Source organism: Rahnella sp. BCC 1045, from assembly GCF_019049615.1.
GTDB classification, from domain to species: Bacteria; Pseudomonadota; Gammaproteobacteria; order Enterobacterales; family Enterobacteriaceae; genus Rahnella; species Rahnella contaminans.
Genome location: NZ_JAFMOZ010000145.1, coordinates 44317 through 63692 on the forward strand (window position 1 = coordinate 44317; position 19376 = coordinate 63692).

The window sequence follows — 19376 nt, forward strand, 5'->3', positions numbered from 1 at the left end:
GTCCGGTGAGGCACACAATAGTCACACAAGTGACACCGCCCTCCGGATTTACCCGGCAGTACCCTACAGCAGTACCCGTCTGAACTCAGAGGTCGTCTGTATCAGGCAGTAAAAAAGGCTTCCATCCGGAAGCCTTTTTTGCGTCTGTTACTTGCCCGGGATCAGCAGGCTTGAGCCTTGCGTGATGCGGCTTTCCAGCGTTTCGTGGGCGCGTTTAGCTTCGGAGAGCGGGAATTTCTGCGCGTCGCTGACGTCCACTTTTATCGCGCCGCTGGCAATCAGCGAAAACAGCTCGCCGCTGGCCTGGGCCAGTTCTTCGCGATTGGTTACATAGCCATTAAGCGAAGGGCGCGTGACGAACAGCGAACCTTTCTGATTCAGGATCGCCAGATCCACGCCTTTCACCGGCCCGGACGCATTCCCAAAGCTCACCAGCAAACCGCGGCGCTTCAGGCTGTTCAGGGATTTTTCGAAGGTGTCTTTGCCGACAGAATCATAAACCACGCCGACTTTCTCGCCGTTGGTCAGTTCGGCCACGCGGGTGGCGATATCTTCTTTCTGATAGTTAATCGTCGCCCAGGCACCGGCTTCTTTGGCGCGAGCGGCTTTTTCATCAGAACCGACAGTCCCGATCAGTTTTACGCCCAGCGCTTTTGCCCACTGGCTGGCAATCAGCCCGACACCGCCTGCGGCAGCGTGGAACAAAATGGTTTCGCCCGCCTGCACTTCATACGTCTGGCGCAGTAAATAGTAAACCGTCAGCCCTTTCAGGAACGACGCCGCCGCCTGTTCAAAGCTGATGGCATCCGGCAGCAGGGCGATTTTCTCCTGCGGTACGTTATGGATTTCGCTGTAAGCGCCGAGCGCGGATTGTGCGTAGACCACGCGGTCGCCCGGTTTAATGCCGGTCACGTCGTTGCCGATTTTGGTGACAACGCCTGCCGCTTCGGTACCCAAACCGGCCGGGAAACTGGCTGGTGGATACAAACCGCTGCGCACATAGGTATCGATGTAGTTAATACCAATGGCTTTGCTCTCAACCTGAACTTCACCGGCCTTAGGTTCTTGTGGCTGATAATCAACGTATTGCAGAACGTCAGGTGTACCTGTTTCAGAAAACTGGATGCGCTTTGCCATGTTTTTCCCTCGTGATGGAGTCTGATTTCAACCCTAGGCTAAATGGCCGGGACAATCCAGATTTTAGGCACAGCCGGTTAATACCCTTTTGAAATGAGACATGACAACCTATACTAACGCGCACGTTGCGCTTCTGATTTTCGGAAGTCCGACGCTCATAAAACAGGCGCTTACAGCAGGAACAAATCCACAGATGGCAGCAAAAAAACCGACCAATCAACAGAACGAAACCCGCGATCGTCAGATGGAAGGCCTGAAGCTTCCGCCGCATTCGCTGGAGGCTGAGCAATCCGTTCTGGGCGGGCTGATGCTGGACAACGAACGCTGGGATAACGTCGCGGAGCGCGTGGTCAGCAATGACTTCTTCAGCCGTCCGCATCGCCTGATTTTCACCGAAATGCAGCGTTTGCTGGAAATGAGCAAACCGATCGACCTGATTACGCTGTCCGAATCGCTCGAACAAAAAGGCGATTTAGACTCGGTCGGTGGTTTCGCTTATCTGGCAGAACTCTCTAAAAACACACCAAGTGCGGCAAACATCGGCGCTTATGCCGATATCGTGCGCGAACGTGCCGTTGTGCGTGAAATGATTTCAGTCGCCAACGAAATCGCCGACGCCGGTTATGATCCGCAAGGTCGCAGCAGCGAAGACCTGCTCGATTTAGCCGAGTCCCGCGTATTCCAGATTGCCGAAAGCCGCGCCAGTAAAGACGAAGGCCCGAAAAGCATCGACCGCATTCTGGAAAGTACCGTTTCGCGTATCGAAGAACTGTTCCAGCGCCCGCACGATGGCGTGACGGGCGTATCGACCGGTTATGCGGATCTCGATAAGAAAACCGCCGGTCTGCAAAAATCTGACCTGATTATTGTGGCGGCGCGTCCGTCGATGGGTAAAACCACGTTCGCGATGAACCTCGCCGAAAACGCAGCGATGATGCAGGATAAACCGGTCTTAATCTTCAGTCTGGAGATGCCCGGCGACCAGATCATGATGCGTATGCTGGCGTCACTTTCCCGCGTCGACCAGACCAAAATCCGTACCGGCCAGCTCGACGATGAAGACTGGGCGCGTATTTCCAGCACCATGGGGATTTTGCTCGAAAAACGTAACATGTATATCGATGATTCCTCCGGTCTGACGCCAACTGAAGTCCGTTCCCGCGCACGCCGTATTTTCCGCGAACACGGCGGTCTGAGCCTGATCATGATCGACTACTTACAGCTGATGCGTGTTCCGGCGCTGTCCGATAACCGTACGCTGGAAATCGCCGAAATCTCCCGCTCGCTCAAAGCACTGGCGAAAGAATTGCAGGTGCCGGTGGTGGCGCTGTCGCAGCTGAACCGAAGTCTGGAACAACGCGCCGACAAACGTCCGGTCAACTCTGACTTGCGTGAATCCGGCTCCATCGAGCAGGACGCCGACTTAATCATGTTCATCTATCGTGACGAGGTTTATCACGATAACAGTGAAGAAAAAGGCATCGCGCAGATCATCCTCGGTAAGCAACGTAACGGCCCGATCGGCACCGTTCGCCTGACGTTTAACGGGCAATGGTCGCGGTTTGATAACTATGGCGGCCCGCAATACGACGAAGACTAATTGTGCGGGGCTATCTTGCTTGCCATTTTGCCTTCGGGCAGTGCTCACTTGTTGTGGCAAAACCAGCTCATGTACTTGCGTGTACACTCTGGTTTTTCCGCGCTGGCCGAATGCAAACTTCGCCCCTTTAGCCTGTTAAAACCCCAAAAAATTCACATTAAAGGACTCAAAATGAAAGCGGCTACGGCTGTCATTGATCGCCGCGCTCTGCGACACAATCTGCAACGGGTGCGTCATCTGGCGCCACAAAGTCGTCTCGTTGCGGTCGTGAAAGCAAACGCTTATGGGCACGGTCTACTGGAAACGGTGCACAGCTTGCAGGATGCCGATTATTACGGCGTGTCCCGGCTCAGCGAGGCGTTATCGCTGCGCAAATCCGGCATTGTTAAACCCATTCTCCTGCTCGAAGGTTTCTTCTCACCGGATGAATTGCCGCTGCTGGTGGAACATCAGCTCGATACCGCTGTTCACAGCATCGAACAGCTCGACGCTCTGGAAAACGCGCAACTGGCGCGCCCGCTGAATGTCTGGCTGAAACTCGATACCGGAATGCACCGTCTGGGCGTGAGCCCGGCGCAGGCAGAGACGTTTTATCAGCGCCTCAGCGCCTGCAAAAATGTTGTTCAGCCGGTCAATATGATGAGCCATTTCTGCCGTGCCGATGAGCCGGAAAGCGATGCCACGCCGAAGCAACTGGCCTGTTTTAATGCGTTTGCCGCCGGTAAGCCGGGGCAAAAATCGATTGCCGCTTCCGGCGGGATCCTGCTCTGGCCGCAGTCGCATATGAGTCTGGTGCGTCCGGGGATTATCCTTTACGGCGTATCGCCGCTGGAAACCGGAGACGCCAGCGATTTTGGCCTGCAACCGGCGATGACGCTGACCTCCAGCCTGATTGCGGTGCGCGAGCATTTCGCCGGTGAACCGGTCGGTTACGGCAGCACCTGGACCAGCGATCGCGACACCCGTCTGGGCGTGGTGGCGATGGGGTATGGCGACGGTTATCCGCGCAGTGCGCCGAGCGGAACGCCGGTGCAGGTCAATGGCCGCATCGTGCCGCTGGTCGGACGCGTTTCGATGGACATGATCACGGTGGATTTAGGACCGGACGCGACGGATAAAGTCGGCGATGAAGTCATCTTCTGGGGGCCAGTTCTGCCGGTCGAACGCGTTGCGCAGGCAACCGGCATCAGTGCGTATGAACTGGTCACGCAGCTCAGCGAAAGGGTTTGCCGCCAGTATATTGGCGACTGACATTTACTTCTTCACCGCCAGCCACTGGCTGACAATTTGCTGATATTCGCCGGTGGCTTTACTCAGGTGAAGCCACTGGTCGACATACATCTTCCAGCTAATATCATCACGCGGCAGCATGTAGGCTTTCTCGCCATATTGCAGCGGCTTTTTCGGGTTCACCGCACACAGTTTCGGATAGCGTTTCTGCTGATACAACGCTTCGGACGCATCGGTAATCATCACGTCTGCTTTCTTATCCACCAGCTTCTGGAAAATCGTCACGTTATCGCTCAGCGTCAGCGTGCCTTTTGGCAGATGGCTGTGAACAAACGCTTCATTGGTGCCACCCGCCGGTTCAATCAGGCGAACGGAAGATTTATTCAGCTGCTCAACGGTCTGGTATTTCCGCACGTCTTCGCAACGCACCAGCGGAATTTTCCCGTCCTGATCCAGCACATTGGCGAACCATGCTTTTTGCTGGCGTTTCAGCGTGACTGAAATACCGCCCATCGCGATATCACAATGCCCGGCGTTCATTTCATCCGGCAGCGATTTCCAGGTGACCGGCACCCAGGTCGGTTTTACGCCCAGACTGGCCGCCAGTGATTCTGCCATGGCGATATCAATGCCTTCGTACTGGCCGTCTTCTTTCAAAAAGGTGTACGGTTTGTAATCGCCGGTGGTACAGACATTCAGCGAGCCTTTCTGTAATACACGTTCAAGACGGGATGACGTGGCGTCTGCGTGGGCGAGTGCGGGTATTACGGCAAGAAATGCGAGAGGGTAGAGGATTTTTTTCATTATTCTTTCCTTGAGTTTAAATCACGTGCAAGTATAAGAAAAAACAGCCGATAAGTAATTAACCGATATATACCCGTCATACTTCAAGCTGTTTATGCGTTGGCTGCACCTGCTCACCCCAGTCACTTACTTGAGTCAGCTCCTGGGGATTCACGGCCTTGCCGCCTTCAAACAACTTGAATTAATTTGGGTATAGTCTTTGCAAAGTTAAATCACTTTATACAAAAATTAAAACGACAGGAAAGGTGCTATGTACAGCGTTGATGATTACGACCTGAAAATTCTGACCTTATTACAAGCTAACGGAAGACTGACTAATCAGGAATTAAGCGAACTGGTAGGATTGTCCGCATCACAATGCTCACGTCGTCGCATTGGTCTGGAACAGGCGCAGTTAATCCTCGGTTATCATGCACGTCTGGCTCCGGAAGCGCTCGGTCTGGGTATGATAGGTTTGATTGAAGTCAGGCTTATCAACCATTTACCTGCGCAGGTTGACGCTTTCCACAGCATGCTCGGTGAAGTCGATGCCATAATCGACGCCTATAAAACCACCGGTGATGCGGATTATCTGCTGAAAGTTGCCGTCAAAGATTTGGCCGGTTTGAGCACATTGATCAGCCAAATCCTGTCTGTACACAAAAGTGTGGCGCACGTGAAAACCTCGGTTGTGCTTAACCGTTTAAAAGAAAACGGTCTTTTAACCTTAGCCTGATAAAAATAACGCCAGCGTAATAAATAAAACCCTCTGTTTATTACGCACTATTATGGTGACTTATTTTGGTGCGGATTCCCGTTTCTGGTCCATGAAAATGAATTAAAATGCGCAATCTGCGCATGTAAAGATTAATTAACGCGTCACAAAATCTTATTTTCGTTTTTTAATGCAAATTACGTGCGTAAATATTGCCTTAATTCCCCGTCTCCTTAATTATCACGAAAAGACTTTTGAGTATTTTTTTTCGGGGAAAGGGGAATTATGGCAAGTTTAGACAATCTTAAGCCCGTCGCTGAACAACCGCACAGCGGGCACACGCTGGTTGAAGATGCGCTGGCGATTATCATCGGCACGCTGATGGTCTCGTTTGGCGTGGTGATGCTGCGTCAGGTCGGCGCGCTGACCGGCGGTACGGCGGGGATGGCGTTTCTGGCGCATTATATTTCGCACGTCTCATTCGGTACGGCTTTCTTTATTATCAACTTACCGTTCTATTATTTATCCATCCGCCGCATGGGCTGGCAGTTCACGCTGAAAACATTTGCGGCGGTGGCGCTGGTCTCGGTGTTCTCTGATTTGCACCCGCTGTTCGTTCACTTCGATCATCTCCAGCCTTTCTACGCCACGCTGTTTGCCAACGTCATCATGGGGATTGGCTTTATCGTCCTGTTCCGCCACAAAGCCAGCCTCGGCGGCGTGAATATTCTGGCGCTGTTTCTTCAGGATAAATACGGCATCCGCGCCGGTAAATTCCAGATGGGCGTCGACTGCTGCATCGTGCTGGCCTCGCTGTTTGTGGTCAGCTATGAAATGCTGATCGCCTCCATTCTGGGCGCGGTGATCGTCAATCTGATTATCGCCATGAACCACCGGCCGGGGCGTTACAGCGTCTGACGCAAAAAAAACGGCGCAGATTTCTGCACCGTTTTTGCTTTGTTTTTATGCCCGTCGTCGCCCTGTTATGCAGCGAAACCGCCGTCAATAGTCAGGCTGGAACCGGTGATATATCCCGCTTCCGGGCCAGCCAGATACGCGACGAAACCGGCGATTTCACTGTCTTTACCGTAACGATCCAGCGCCATAAAGCTCAGCATGCCTTCCGCCATTTCGCCGTCAGCCGGGTTCATATCAGTATCAACCGGGCCGGGTTGCAGGTTATTGACGGTAATGCCGCGCGGGCCTAAATCACGCGCCAGGCCTTTTGTCAGGCCGACGATCGCTGATTTGCTCATGGCATACACCGCGCCGCCCTGGAACGGGACGCGATCTGCGTTGGTACTGCCGATGGTGATGATGCGACCACCGTCAGGCATATGGCGCGCGGCCTGCTGGCTGGCAACGAAAACGCTGCGTACGTTAACCGCAATGGTGCGGTCGAAATCGTCAATGGTCAGCGCGTCCAGCTCCCCAAACGCCAGAATACCGGCGTTGTTGACCAGAATATCGATTTTACCGAAAGCCTGAGCGGCGTTGTCGATAGCTGAACGCACGCTGCTTTCATCGGCGCTGTTGGCTTTAATCGCAAGGGCTTTACCGCCGCTGGCTTCGATGGATTTCACCAGCGCCTGCGCTTTTTCGTCGGAAGAAACGTAGGTGAAGGCGACGCTGGCACCGTCATGGGCCAGACGCTTAACGATAGCGGCGCCGATGCCGCGTGATCCGCCCTGAACAAAAGCGGCTTTGCCTTGCAGTGATGGTTGAGTGGTCATTTTTGTGTGCTCCAAAACAGATGAGTTAATCGGGCTAGTGAACCGAGTATTCACCTGATCCGTGCGGTGAACTAGCCGGTAAACGCTATAATCATTTCAAACTAAAAGTTTGAAATCGGAGTCAACGGATGCTTGTTCACCTTGATTGTTTTGTGATCAGTGCAGATACCGGAAGTTTTTCTGCCGCCGCCCGACAGTTAGGGCTGACCTCAGCCGCCGTCGGGAAAAATGTCACCACGCTTGAAACTCAACTCGGCGTGCGCCTGTTTCAGCGTAGTACACGCAAGCTGAGACTGACGGAGGCCGGAGAGCGTTTTTTGCATGAAGTTCGCGTCGGGCTGACCACGGTAAAAATGGCGATGAAAGGGCTTTCCACATCGACCGAACGTCCTTCCGGCGTCCTGAAAGTCAGCATGGGAACCTATTTTGGGATGCATTTTATTCTCCCGCTTCTGCCGGAATTTCTTCAGCGTTACCCGGATATTCAGCCGGACTGGGAGTTTGATAACCGCAAGATTGATCTGATTGGCGAACGCTATGACGCGGCGATTGGCGGCGGTTTCGATCTGCCGCAGGGTATTGTGGCCCGTGAACTTGCGCCGGTTCATGCCGTGCTGGCGGCGGCACCGGCCTATCTGAGCCAGCATCCGCCTTTTCTTGAGCCTGATGACCTGGCGCGCGGTGACGGAATCCGCATTCGCTCACCGCAAACCGGTAAGATCCGCAACTTTATGCTGCGCAATGCCGGTGGTCAGCAATCTGCCGTCGGGCTTCCCGTGTGCATGACGTTTAACGAGCCGGAGGCCTGCTGCCGGGCAGCAGAAATGGGCCTGGGAATTGTAATGGCAAATATACCGGATCTTCTTCCGGCGCTGGAAAGCGGCTCACTGGTGCGTGTACTTCCAGACTGGTATGCGGATGCGGGCGGGATTTTCCTTTACTTTCCGACACATAAATTGCTGCCTGCAAAGACCCGGGTATTTGTTGATTTTATTATTGAGAAATTTCGTGAGCACCATATTGCACGGCGCATTGATGCCCGCAGCAGCGGGCAAAAAACGCCCGAAAATTGACAACAATGTTGTCATCTTTTTTAACGAACTTTGATAGTCTGTGAAAGAGCAGCGATGCGCCGGTATGACTGGCGTGGATTGCCGCGCCACTCAACCAAACCAAGGAGATGTATACCGTGTTCCAACATGTTGATGCCTATGCCGGTGACCCGATTTTGTCGCTGATGGAAAGCTTTAAGACCGATCCAAGACAAGACAAAGTGAACCTGAGCATCGGTCTCTATTACGACGAGCAGGGTATTATCCCGCAACTGGCTGCGGTGGAAAATGCAGAAAACCAGCTGAACGCCGGCCCGCAATCTGCGTCAGTGTATCTGCCGATGGAAGGTCTGCCGGCATACCGCGCAGGCATTCAGGAACTGCTGTTTGGCGCGGAACATGCGGCGCTGAAACAACAGCGTATCGCCACCATTCAGACCGTCGGCGGCTCCGGCGCGCTGAAAGTCGGTGCGGATTTCCTGAAGTTCTACTTCCCGAATTCGGAAGTTTACGTAAGTGACCCGACCTGGGAAAACCACGTGGCTATCTTTGGTGGCGCAGGCTTCAAAGTGCATACGTATCCGTACTTTGACGCAGAAACGCTGGGTGTGAATTTCACCGCGATGGTCGAACGCCTGAAAACCTTACCGGCGCAAAGCATCGTGCTGCTGCACCCGTGCTGCCATAACCCGACGGGTTCTGACCTGACGCCCGCGCAGTGGGATCAGGTGATTGAAGTCACCAAACAGCGCGAGCTGATCCCGTTCCTCGACATCGCTTATCAGGGCTTTGGCGCAGGTATTGATGAAGATGCTTACGCGATCCGCGCGATGGCGTCTGCCGGTGTGAACTGCTTCGTCAGCAACTCCTTCTCGAAGATTTTCTCCCTGTACGGTGAACGCGTCGGCGGATTGTCCGTGGTGTGTGAAGACAGCGAAGCCGCTGGCCGCGTACTGGGTCAGCTGAAAGCGACCGTGCGCCGCAACTACTCCAGCCCGCCGAATTTTGGTGCGAAAGTGGTGGCGAAAGTCCTGAGCGACAGCGCGCTGAACGCGCAGTGGAAAGCCGAAGTAGAGAAAATGCGCACCCGTATTCTCGAAATGCGCCACACGCTGGTCGACAGCCTGAAAGTCGCCTTGCCGGGTCGTGATTTCAATTACCTTCTGCAACAGCGCGGCATGTTCAGCTACACCGGTTTCAGCGAAGAACAGGTTGTCCGTCTGCGTGAAGAATTCGGCGTTTACCTGATCCTCAGCGGTCGCGTGTGCATGGCAGGCCTGAATCACCATAACGTGAAACAGGTGGCTGAAGCCTTCGCCGCCGTGCAGTAAATCCCCTTCATAATTCGGGCTGCTGCGTCGTTGGTTGCGCTCACTCACCACGGGTCACAGGGTACGTCCCTGTTTCCGGGGCTTCCTGAGCTTACCGCCTTGCTTCAGCCCGAATTATTTAGGGGAGTAAGCGTTGTTTAGGGCTGACAGCGATGTCGGCCCTTTTTTGTATTTGCGATCTCATCCCTTTCTTTTTCGCCATGTTGCTGCACACTAAATAGACGATTTCGGTAATGGAATTGTTCACCTCAGAGACGGAGAAAGGCAAAAATGACCAGTCTGGAATTGCTCGACTACTGCATGGGAAAACCCGGAGCAGAGCAAAGTACGCAGAACCCATACGGTGCAAATCAGATAAAAGTGGGCGGTGTGATGTTCGCGATGTTCTGCGATTGTCAGGGATTTGAAGCCGTTTCGCTGAAAACCAGCCTCGAAATGGCCGGAAAGCTTCGGGCAGAACACACCTGCATTCTGCCCGGCGAGAACCTCAATAAAGCGCACTGGAATACGGTCGTGCTTGACGGCAGTTTGCCGAACTCTCAGCTTTATTCCCTGATCGACAGTTCCTACAAAATGGTCGTTTCCGCTTTGCCGGAGAACACCCGTCAGGAATTTGGCGTCTGATCGCCGGGCCACTGGCCGGTGCCCAGCGTCGCAGGTGAATAATCAGGCGCTTCTCCGCGCCACGGCAACGCTGCGCGAAAACGCCATACGCGGGTGATATCCAGGCTCCAGTAACGTTCCGCACCTGACGGACCGGGGATTTCTTCCGGCTGCCAGTGAATTCTGGTGTGCCCCTGTAAATGCAGAATATCGCCGCTGGCGAAATCGATAAACAGCAGCGCGGCGCGGGGCTCGGCCAGCAGATTTCCCAGCGTATTCATATACTGATTGCCCCGGTAGTCAGGCACCCACAGCCGGTTTCCCACCAGATGCGCAAACCCCGGCTGACCACCGCGATGCGACACATCGGTTCCACCATGCGCGTGGCTGGCGATGAAAAAAGTATCGGCACGCGCAATCAGCGCGCGGGCGTCTTCGTCCGGTTCAGTCATATCTTCCCGCACGGGCAGTGGTTTGTGTACCGGGACGTCCGTCAGTTTGCGGATCTGAATATACTTCGGACAGTTGCCAAAACTTTGATCGATGAGGATCTCGATCCGGTTTTTGTCCATGCGGCCGATCCTGCCGTTTGCCCGGTTTCGTCTGCGGTTGGAGAAATCGATCCCCAGCGCGCCGACCTGTTTCCTTGGTTCCAGCGCGGCCTGCGCCGGATCGTCGGGGCGACGTGGCGCATTCACCCGCAGATGTTTGTCATCCGGGGCGCGGATAAAACCGGCGGGACCGGTCAGGATCGTCGCCACCGGCCAGCCATTTTGATCCAGCGTGGCGACAAACAGATAAGGCAGTGCGGCAAAAAACAACCGGTGCTGTTCCGGCATCGCCTCGCGTATTCCATGAGAGGAAACATCAAACCCCGCCAGATCCTGCGCAAGGATTTCATCGGCATGGAATACGCTGTTCATGGCGCTTTACAACGCTCTTTCGGGCAACGGCGACGCAGGAAGCCGCGTGAAGCCCGGCAGATTTTCAATCCGTTTCAGCCAGCGGCGGATCGCCGGATAATCTTCCAGTGAAACACCGCCTTCCGGTGCCGCGGCGATATAGCTGTAGCAGGCCAGATCGCCAATTGTGACGCGGTCGGTCGCCAGAAACTCATGCGCTTCAACATGCTTTTCCAGCTGCGGCAGGAATTTCGCCGTCAGCGCCAGCGCGTAATCATAAGGTTCCGGTGCAGAAAATTGTTTCACCATCCGCGTTGAAGCCGGGCCAAAACGCACTTCACCGGCGGCGCGGGACAACCATTTCTGCACTTCCGCCGCTTTCAGCGGATTTTCCGGCAGCCAGTGACTGTCAGGCGCATAGCGTTTCACCAGATACACCAGAATGGCGTTGCTGTCGGTGATGATGTGTTCGCCATCGACTAAAACAGGCACCTGTTGCAAAGGATTCAGGTGAGCAAATTCTTCGGTTTTGCGTTCGGCGGCACCGGCTTCTTTAAACTCAAAAGGCAGATTGAGCATCTTAAGCAATAAGGTGACGCGGTGGCAGTGGCCGGAAAGCGGCGTGCCGAAAAGCTGGATGGCGGGCATGGAATGTCTCCTTTGTCTGTGTCGTATAAACATTACTCTTGCGCGAAATGATTGTGATCCACGAAGATTGAAATTGAGTGTTTCACTTTGTGGAAGAATCTATGGACCGTTTGGATGAAATGGCGATTTTTGTCGCCGTACTTCAGTATGGCAGCCTGGCGGAAGCTGCCCGTAAACTTCACCGTTCGCCACCGGCGATCACGCGCGCGATTGCCTCGCTGGAACACCGATTCGGTGCGCGGCTGGTCGAGCGCACCACCCGGAGCCTGGCGCCGACAGAAGCGGGCGCACGTCTGGCCGAAAAAGCACGGTTGTTGCTCAGCCACTATCAGGACGCCGTGGAAGACACTGCTGAAACCCAGCTGAGCGGCCTGTTGCGGCTGACTGCGCCGGTTCAGTTCGGGCGTAAACACGTTGCGCCGCTGGTGATGGAATTTCTCGAACAGAACCCGGACATGCAGATTGAGATGATGCTCAGCGACCGGAATCTGGATCTCATCGATGAAGGGTTGGATCTGGCGGTACGCATCGGGCATCAGGAAGATTCGGGCAAAGTGGCGCGTAAAGTGGCGGAAGTTACCCGCGTGCTGGTCGCCAGCCCGGCGTATCTGGCGCAACACGCTCTGCCGCAGCATCCGTCAGATCTTGCGACGCATCAGACCATCATGGGCACGCTGCGCACGCAAATCCGTGAATGGCGGTTCGGGCCGCACGAAGACGATCTGCGCGTCCGGCTTTCGCCGCGTTTGCTGCTCAATGATGTCGAATCTCAGCTGCTGGCGGTGCGCAGCGGACGCGGAATTGCGCGGTTGTTGTCGTATCAGGTGAGCGAAGATTTGCAGGCCGGAAGCATGGTCCGGCTGCTGACGGATTTCGAACCGCTGCCACTGCCGGTTCAGCTGGTCGCGCAACAGGTACAGCAAATGCCACGCAAAGTCCGGACATTCTGGGATTTCGCCTTCCAGCGCCTGAGCGTGCTGCCGCAACTGCATCCTTTAAAGGGTGACGCGGGTCACGATCCTTTGTTGTAAAAATAACCTACTCTGAGAGTTGTGCAAAAACAGTGAGTTACTTCAGGACAGGTCGTCCGTCTGCTCACGCCAACCCAGAAGGAAAGGATGATGACCCGCAACAGGCTGAATCTTGCCACGCTTTTGATACTGGCGCTTAGCGCGCCGTTCCCCCTGACCGTTTTCGCGCAAAGCCTGCCTCAGGACGCCGACGCGTCTGTTCCGGCGAGGAACTACATCACGGCGGTGAATCCGGATCTCACGATTACCTACCGGCTTTATGCGCCTGGTGCGGAGCATGTGGACGTGGTGACCGGTGCAACGCCGGTGACTTACATTCCGCATCAGATGACCAAAGACGAAAAAGGCGTCTGGAGCTGGACGTCGGACGCGCAGAAACCCAATCTCTACGAATATTTCTTTAACGTTGACGGCCTGCGGATTGCCGATCCGGGCAGCGCCATACCGAAACCGCAGCGTCAGGTGAACACCAGCCTGATACTGGTGCCGGGCAGCATTCTGGATGTGAAAAACGTGGCGCATGGCGAAGTGCGCACATTGACCTATCATTCTGCGGCGCTAAATTCTGAGCGTCAGGTCGCGGTCTGGACGCCGCCGGGGTATACCGATGCGTCACAGCCGCTGCCGGTGCTGTATTTCTATCACGGTTTTGGCGATACCGGCCGCTCGGCGCTGGATCAGGGGCGCATTCCGCAAATCATGGATAACCTGCTGGCAGAGAAAAAAATCGTACCGATGCTGGTTGTCATTCCTGATACGGAAACCGACGCCAAAGGCGTCGTGCCGGAAGATTACGTCACCAAAGATCGCCGCAAAGAATTCTATCCGCGCAACGCTGCGGCGGCAGATAAAGAACTCACCGGGGATATTATTCCGCTGATTTCAAAAAACTTCCGCGTGCGCGATGACGCGGCAGGGCGGGCGTTAGCCGGGCTTTCGCAGGGCGGTTATCAGACGCTGGTCAGCGGCATGACACATCTTGATCAGTTCGGCTGGCTGGCAACATTCAGCGGGGTCAGCACGACGACCGTACCCAATGCAGATGTCGAAAAGCGTTTCGCCGAACCCGATAAAATCAACGCGCAGCTGAAAAACTTCACGGTCGTTGTCGGGGAAAAAGACGTGGTGACGGGCAAAGATATTGCGGGACTGAAATCTGAGCTTGAGCAACGCAAGATTAAGTTCGATTACCACGAATATCCGAATCTCGGTCATGAAATGGACGTCTGGCGCCCGGCGTACGCGGAGTTTGTGCAGAAGATATTTAAATAAGTTATAGCTGGAATGTGAATTGGTTTTAGCTCCTCCCCCTGGCAGGGGAGGAAGCCAAAAACATTAAGCCGTTTTCTTCGCCTGCTGGCTGTGACGTTCCAGCAACGGTTTCAGGAAACGTGCGGTATGCGATTCTTTGCATTCCGCGACGGTTTCCGGTGTACCGGCAACCAGAATCTGACCGCCGCCTGCGCCGCCTTCCGGCCCGAGATCGACAATCCAGTCCGCAGTTTTAATCACGTCCAGATTGTGTTCAATCACCACGATGGTGTTGCCCTGATCGCGCAGCTGGTGCAGCACTTCCAGCAGTTGCTGAATATCAGCAAAGTGCAAGCCGGTGGTCGGTTCGTCGAGAATATACAACGTCTGACCGGTGCCGCGTTTGGACAGCTCACGCGCCAGTTTAACGCGCTGTGCTTCACCGCCGGACAGCGTGGTCGCTGACTGGCCTAGGCTGATATACGTCAGGCCGACGTCGATTAACGTCTGCAATTTACGCGCAAGGGCAGGGACAGCGTCGAAGAAATCACGGGCTTCTTCAATCGTCATTTCCAGCACTTCGTGAATGCTCTTGCCTTTGTATTTAATTTCCAGCGTTTCGCGGTTATAGCGTTTGCCTTTGCACTGATCGCACGGCACATAAATATCCGGCAGGAAGTGCATTTCGACTTTGATTACGCCGTCGCCCTGACAGGCTTCACAGCGCCCGCCTTTGACGTTGAAACTGAAACGCCCCGGCGTATAGCCGCGTGAACGTGATTCCGGCACACCGGCAAACAGTTCGCGAACCGGCGTGAAAATGCCGGTGTACGTCGCCGGGTTAGAGCGCGGCGTACGGCCAATCGGGCTCTGGTCGATGTCGATCACTTTATCGAAATGCCCCAGACCTTCGATTTCTCGGTATGGCGCGGCTTCGGCAATCGTCGCGCCGTTCAGTTCGCGCTGTGCCAGCGGGAACAGCGTGTCGTTGATGAGCGTCGATTTGCCCGAGCCGGACACGCCGGTGATGCAGGTAAACAGGCCTACCGGCAGCGTCAGCGTCACGTCTTTCAGATTGTTGCCTTTCGCGCCGGAAAGCTTCAGCACTTTGGTGGCATCCGCAGGCACACGTTGCGCCGGTACTGAGATTTCACGTTTACCGCTCAGGAACTGGCCGGTCAGCGACTCTTCGTTTGCCATGATGTCTTCTGCGGTGCCTTCAGCCACCACTTCGCCGCCATGCACGCCAGCGCCCGGGCCGATATCGATAATATGGTCGGCGGCGCGAATGGCGTCTTCGTCGTGTTCTACCACGATGACCGTATTGCCAAGATCACGCAGGTGGATCAGGGTTTCCAGCAGACGTTCGTTGTCACGCTGATGCAGGCCGATGGACGGTTCGTCCAGCACGTACATCACGCCCACCAGACCGGCACCAATCTGGCTCGCCAGACGGATACGCTGGGCTTCACCACCGGACAGCGTTTCCGCAGAACGGGACAGCGAGAGGTAGTTCAGGCCAACGTTCACCAGGAATTTCAGGCGATCGCCGATTTCTTTCAGCACTTTCTCAGCGATTTTTGCGCGCTGGCCGCTGAGTTTCATATTGCGGAAGAAATCCATCGCATGGCCGATGCTGAAATCAGAGATTTCCGGCAGCGTGGTTTCTTCGACAAACACGTTACGCGCTTCTTCGCGCAGACGCGTGCCTTTGCAGGACGTACAAGGGCGGTTGCTGATGTATTTCGACAACTCTTCGCGCACGGCGCTGGATTCCGTTTCTTTATAACGGCGTTCCATGTTGTGCAGCACACCTTCGAACGGATGGCGACGGATTGATGTGTCACCGCGATCGTTAATGTATTTGAATTCAATCGTGGTTTTGCCGGAACCGTGCAGGATTGCATGGCGCACGTCGCTGCTCAGTTCGTTAAACGGCGCTTCCACATCGAAATCGTAATGCTCGCCCAGTGAGCGCAGCATCTGGAAATAATAGAAGTTACGCCGATCCCAGCCGCGGATTGCGCCACCGGCCAGGGAAAGTTCAGGGTTTTGCACCACGCGTTCCGGATCGAAGAACTGCTGCACGCCCAAACCATCGCAGGTCGGGCAGGCACCGGCCGGGTTGTTGAACGAGAACATCCGTGGTTCGAGTTCGCGCATGCTGTAGCCACACACCGGACAGGCGAAGTTGGCAGAGAACAGCATTTCGTCGGCTTTCGGGTCATCCATATCGGCGACCACCGCCGTACCGCCGGACAATTCCAGCGCGGTTTCGAAGGATTCTGCGAGGCGCTGCGCCAGATCATCACGCACTTTAAAGCGGTCAACGACCACTTCGATGGTGTGTTTTTTCTGCAATTCCAGCTTCGGCGGATCCGACAAATCACACACTTCGCCGTCGATACGCGCACGGATATAGCCTTGTGATGCCAGATTTTCCAGCGTTTTGGTGTGCTCGCCTTTACGGTCTTTCACGATTGTCGCGAGCAGCATCAGGCGCTGGCCTTCCGGCTGTGCGAGCACGTTATCTACCATCTGGCTGACGGTCTGCGCGGACAGCGGAATATTGTGGTCCGGGCAGCGCGGCTCGCCCACACGGGCAAACAGCAGACGCAAATAGTCGTGGATTTCGGTGATCGTCCCGACGGTGGAACGCGGGTTATGCGATGTAGATTTTTGCTCAATCGAAATCGCCGGAGACAGACCTTCAATATGGTCGACGTCCGGTTTTTCCATTAAGGATAAAAATTGGCGTGCATAGGCAGACAGCGACTCGACGTAGCGGCGCTGGCCTTCGGCGTACAGCGTATCGAACGCCAGAGAGGACTTGCCTGAACCGGATAAGCCGGTGACAACAATCAGTTTGTCGCGCGGGATAATCAGGTTGATATTCTTGAGATTATGGGTGCGTGCGCCCCGAACTTCGATCTTATCCATTCATCATTCCCGGATTAACTTGATAGCTCACCGTGCCGGTGACCGTCGGAAAGTGTGGCATCGCGCCGGTCAGCGAATCAGGCACAGAGAAGAACGTAACGCGCAATTATGACACAAATCACAGCCCATGCCACCCCAAAACCTGAATGTATATCCAGTAGTCGATGTAACAGGCGATCATTTACTGAGCTTTATGGAATGAATGTCCCGGCGAAGAACATCCGTTCGAGTCCGGCTGTGTTTTGTGGTTATGACGGCGGCGTTTTGTGGTTATAATGATACGAAGTGAGTCTCTCACATCTCAAACTGTGGTTTCAGCCACGACATACATCATCAGGAGAATCCACATGGCCAGCAGAGGCGTAAACAAAGTTATTCTCGTCGGTAATCTCGGACAAGATCCAGAAATTCGCTACATGCCAAACGGCGGCGCCGTTGCCAACATGACGCTGGCAACCTCCGAAAGCTGGCGTGACAAAGCCACCGGCGAGCAGAAAGAGAAAACAGAATGGCACCGCGTTGTGCTGTTCGGCAAATTAGCCGAAGTTGCCGGTGAATACCTGAAAAAGGGTTCACAGGTTTATATCGAAGGTGCACTGCAAACCCGTAAATGGACCGATCAGGCTGGCGTAGAAAAATACACCACCGAAGTCGTTGTTAACGTGGGCGGCACCATGCAGATGCTCGGCGGCCGTACCGGCGGCGGCGCACCAGCAGGTGGCGGTCAGGCATCAGCAGGTGGCGGCCAGCAAGGCGGTTGGGGTCAGCCTCAGCAGCCACAAGGCGGCAACCAGTTCAGCGGCGGCCAGCAGGCTCGTCCGGCTGCGCAAAACAACGCGCCAGCACAGAATAACGAACCCCCAATGGATTTCGATGACGATATCCCGTTCTGATTTTGTGCCTTCGGGCGTCAAAATCTGAAACTAAAAAGCCCCTCGCGGGGCTTTTTGCTTTTCTGCGCCAGACATTCTCTGACTCTTACACTTTCTCTACCGCTCCAAACACCAGCCTTCCCTGATGGAATGTCGCTTTCACGTCGGACACCCGCGCGACTGCTTCGGCTGAACAGCTGGCGTCGACCAGAATCATCTCAGCGTTGTCGTTGAGTGCGGGCCACTGGCGTTTCCCGCTGTCGTTGAGCGGCAGGACGTTGCCGGTGGCGATAGCGAGGGAGCGCGTCAGGCCGAATTCGTCGGAATTGCCGTAGAGCTGGGCGTACAGGCTGGCTTTTTCCAGCATGCTGCCGGTGCCGAACGGGGACCAGTGGTCGATCACGCTGTCGGTGCCGGTCATGACGAATACGCCTTTCTGGCTCAGCTGCGGCAGCGGCATGTTCAGTTTGCCGAGCGGAATGGTGGAGGCCACGGTGAACTGCTGTTCGGACAGCCCGTTGATGACTTCATCCAGCTCCGCGCCCTGCATCATTGCCAGCGCAAAACCGTGGCTGAGTGTCACTTTACCTTTCAGTTGCGGGTTTTTCTCCACGGTCTGAATCATGTATTTCACTGCGGCGATCCCGGCAGGCGTCGTTTCATGCAGATGAATATCCACGCCTTTATTCGTGTCGAGCGCGATCTGGAACATCGCGTCCAGCGACTTTTCCATTGCGCCGTCAACGTTGGTTGGATCCAGCCCGCCGACGTACTGCACGCCCATTTGCATCGCTTCACGCATCAGGCCGTCCACTTTCGAATGCAGCAAACCGTGTTGAGGAAATGCCACAATCTCACAGCTGAAATCCTGCTGATGTTTTTCCAGCGCGATTTTCAGGTGCTCGAGACTTTTCAGGCCGCTGACCGGGTCGATATTGCAGTGGCTGCGCGCCACGGTGGTGCCTTTGGAATGCAGCAACCCGATGATCGCTTCGGCGTGTTCGACCGACGTCGGCAGCAGTTTCGGGATCAGCACCTGCTCGCGGGCAATCATATCCATGATGGTTTTGCCTTTACGCGGGCGCGGCGCTTCCCATTTGCCGCCGTAAAAGGTTTTGTCGAGGTGGATGTGCATGTCGCGCGTGGCGGGCAGAAGCAACAGCCCTTTAGCGTCAAAGGCCGGTAACGTGCTGGTCGGGGCGTCTTTTGCAGGCTGGATCGCCACAATTTTGCCGTTATTGATATCGAGATTGTACAGGCCGGTTTGCGTACCAGTCACCATGTCGCCTTCGCGCTCGAAACCTTCTTCCAACCGGACATTCCGCAGCTGGTAGTGCGTGGCCGAAATCGTTGTCGCCTGACGGGGATCGTCACAGGTTTCAATGTTCTGACCGGCGCGGACGGTAGAAGCCGAGGTCATGCCGGAGGCCAGCAGGGCACCGGTGGCCGTGACTTTTGCACTGTTTGAGAGAAAGTTTCTGCGGCTTTGTTGCTGAGGGTTTTGCACGTCGAATTCCTTATTCATGATACTCAGAGGATGCTGCTTTT

Annotated in this window: 17 protein-coding genes; 10 read left to right on the forward strand and 7 right to left on the reverse strand. The window is 55.0% G+C overall.

What is annotated here, in order from left to right; genetic code table 11:
- Window positions 1-147: 147 nt before the first annotated feature.
- On the reverse strand, window positions 148-1137 hold the full coding sequence (locus tag J1782_RS25450; protein WP_217154213.1) for a quinone oxidoreductase: 990 nt from the start codon (window positions 1135-1137) through the stop codon (window positions 148-150).
- A 193-nt stretch (window positions 1138-1330) separates the two neighbouring features.
- Between J1782_RS25450 and dnaB the strand changes: the two genes are divergently transcribed.
- Together dnaB and alr are read left to right on the forward strand one after the other, a co-directional pair.
- Window positions 1331-2737 (forward strand): replicative DNA helicase, encoded by a 1407-nt coding sequence (gene dnaB, locus J1782_RS25455; protein WP_101074864.1) that lies wholly within the window; start codon window positions 1331-1333, stop codon window positions 2735-2737.
- A 171-nt stretch (window positions 2738-2908) separates the two neighbouring features.
- Window positions 2909-3988 (forward strand): alanine racemase, encoded by a 1080-nt coding sequence (gene alr / locus J1782_RS25460; protein WP_208950205.1) that lies wholly within the window; start codon window positions 2909-2911, stop codon window positions 3986-3988.
- Window positions 3989-3991: 3 nt separating this feature from the next.
- On the opposite strand, the gene J1782_RS25465 is transcribed toward alr, so the two are convergent.
- The gene (locus tag J1782_RS25465; RefSeq protein WP_165061239.1) at window positions 3992-4771 is read right to left on the reverse strand and encodes a transporter substrate-binding domain-containing protein; all 780 of its coding nucleotides are present in this window, start codon (window positions 4769-4771) and stop codon (window positions 3992-3994) included.
- A 250-nt stretch (window positions 4772-5021) separates the two neighbouring features.
- Between J1782_RS25465 and J1782_RS25470 the strand changes: the two genes are divergently transcribed.
- Both J1782_RS25470 and J1782_RS25475 read left to right on the forward strand, forming a co-directional pair.
- Window positions 5022-5486 (forward strand): Lrp/AsnC family transcriptional regulator, encoded by a 465-nt coding sequence (locus tag J1782_RS25470; protein WP_165061242.1) that lies wholly within the window; start codon window positions 5022-5024, stop codon window positions 5484-5486.
- A gap of 264 nt (window positions 5487-5750) precedes the next feature.
- A complete protein-coding gene (locus J1782_RS25475) occupies window positions 5751-6383 on the forward strand; it encodes a YitT family protein (RefSeq protein WP_165061245.1) in 633 nt (210 codons plus the stop codon).
- Between the two features lie 65 nt (window positions 6384-6448).
- Here the strand turns inward: J1782_RS25475 and J1782_RS25480 are convergent, their stop codons facing one another.
- Window positions 6449-7198 (reverse strand): 3-oxoacyl-ACP reductase family protein, encoded by a 750-nt coding sequence (locus tag J1782_RS25480; RefSeq protein WP_217154214.1) that lies wholly within the window; start codon window positions 7196-7198, stop codon window positions 6449-6451.
- Window positions 7199-7326: 128 nt separating this feature from the next.
- Here J1782_RS25480 and J1782_RS25485 point away from each other — a divergent pair, with 128 nt between their 5' ends.
- From J1782_RS25485 to J1782_RS25495, 3 genes are all read left to right on the forward strand, one after another.
- Window positions 7327-8271: a LysR family transcriptional regulator gene (locus J1782_RS25485; protein ID WP_217154215.1), complete on the forward strand. Its 945-nt coding sequence runs from the start codon at window positions 7327-7329 to the stop codon at window positions 8269-8271.
- Window positions 8272-8387: 116 nt separating this feature from the next.
- The gene (locus tag J1782_RS25490) at window positions 8388-9581 is read left to right on the forward strand and encodes an amino acid aminotransferase (RefSeq protein ID WP_152327418.1); all 1194 of its coding nucleotides are present in this window, start codon (window positions 8388-8390) and stop codon (window positions 9579-9581) included.
- 270 nt (window positions 9582-9851) lie between these two features.
- The gene (locus J1782_RS25495) at window positions 9852-10205 is read left to right on the forward strand and encodes an MmcQ/YjbR family DNA-binding protein (protein ID WP_152327417.1); all 354 of its coding nucleotides are present in this window, start codon (window positions 9852-9854) and stop codon (window positions 10203-10205) included.
- Here J1782_RS25495 and J1782_RS25500 read toward each other — a convergent pair.
- Both J1782_RS25500 and J1782_RS25505 read right to left on the reverse strand, forming a co-directional pair.
- A complete protein-coding gene (locus tag J1782_RS25500; RefSeq protein WP_217154216.1) occupies window positions 10187-11107 on the reverse strand; it encodes a pyridoxamine 5'-phosphate oxidase family protein in 921 nt (306 codons plus the stop codon). The two genes, J1782_RS25495 and J1782_RS25500, sit on opposite strands and share 19 nt — an antisense overlap.
- A gap of 6 nt (window positions 11108-11113) precedes the next feature.
- The gene (locus tag J1782_RS25505; RefSeq protein WP_165061252.1) at window positions 11114-11734 is read right to left on the reverse strand and encodes a glutathione S-transferase family protein; all 621 of its coding nucleotides are present in this window, start codon (window positions 11732-11734) and stop codon (window positions 11114-11116) included.
- A 101-nt stretch (window positions 11735-11835) separates the two neighbouring features.
- On the opposite strand from J1782_RS25505, the gene J1782_RS25510 reads away from it, so the two are divergent.
- Window positions 11836-12765, forward strand: a complete 930-nt coding sequence (locus J1782_RS25510; RefSeq protein ID WP_165061255.1) for a LysR family transcriptional regulator — start codon at window positions 11836-11838, stop codon at window positions 12763-12765.
- Window positions 12766-12855: 90 nt separating this feature from the next.
- Window positions 12856-14037 (forward strand): alpha/beta hydrolase-fold protein, encoded by a 1182-nt coding sequence (locus tag J1782_RS25515; protein WP_152327471.1) that lies wholly within the window; start codon window positions 12856-12858, stop codon window positions 14035-14037.
- A 63-nt stretch (window positions 14038-14100) separates the two neighbouring features.
- On the opposite strand, the gene uvrA is transcribed toward J1782_RS25515, so the two are convergent.
- Window positions 14101-16956, reverse strand: a complete 2856-nt coding sequence (uvrA, locus tag J1782_RS25520) for an excinuclease ABC subunit UvrA (RefSeq protein ID WP_152327413.1) — start codon at window positions 16954-16956, stop codon at window positions 14101-14103.
- Between the two features lie 347 nt (window positions 16957-17303).
- Between uvrA and J1782_RS25525 the strand changes: the two genes are divergently transcribed.
- Window positions 17304-17849, forward strand: coding sequence for a single-stranded DNA-binding protein (locus J1782_RS25525; RefSeq protein ID WP_152327412.1), 546 nt, complete (start codon window positions 17304-17306; stop codon window positions 17847-17849).
- A gap of 85 nt (window positions 17850-17934) precedes the next feature.
- Here the strand turns inward: J1782_RS25525 and J1782_RS25530 are convergent, their stop codons facing one another.
- Window positions 17935-19353 (reverse strand): amidohydrolase family protein, encoded by a 1419-nt coding sequence (locus J1782_RS25530; protein WP_254303174.1) that lies wholly within the window; start codon window positions 19351-19353, stop codon window positions 17935-17937.
- Between the last annotated feature and the right edge of the window lie 23 nt (window positions 19354-19376).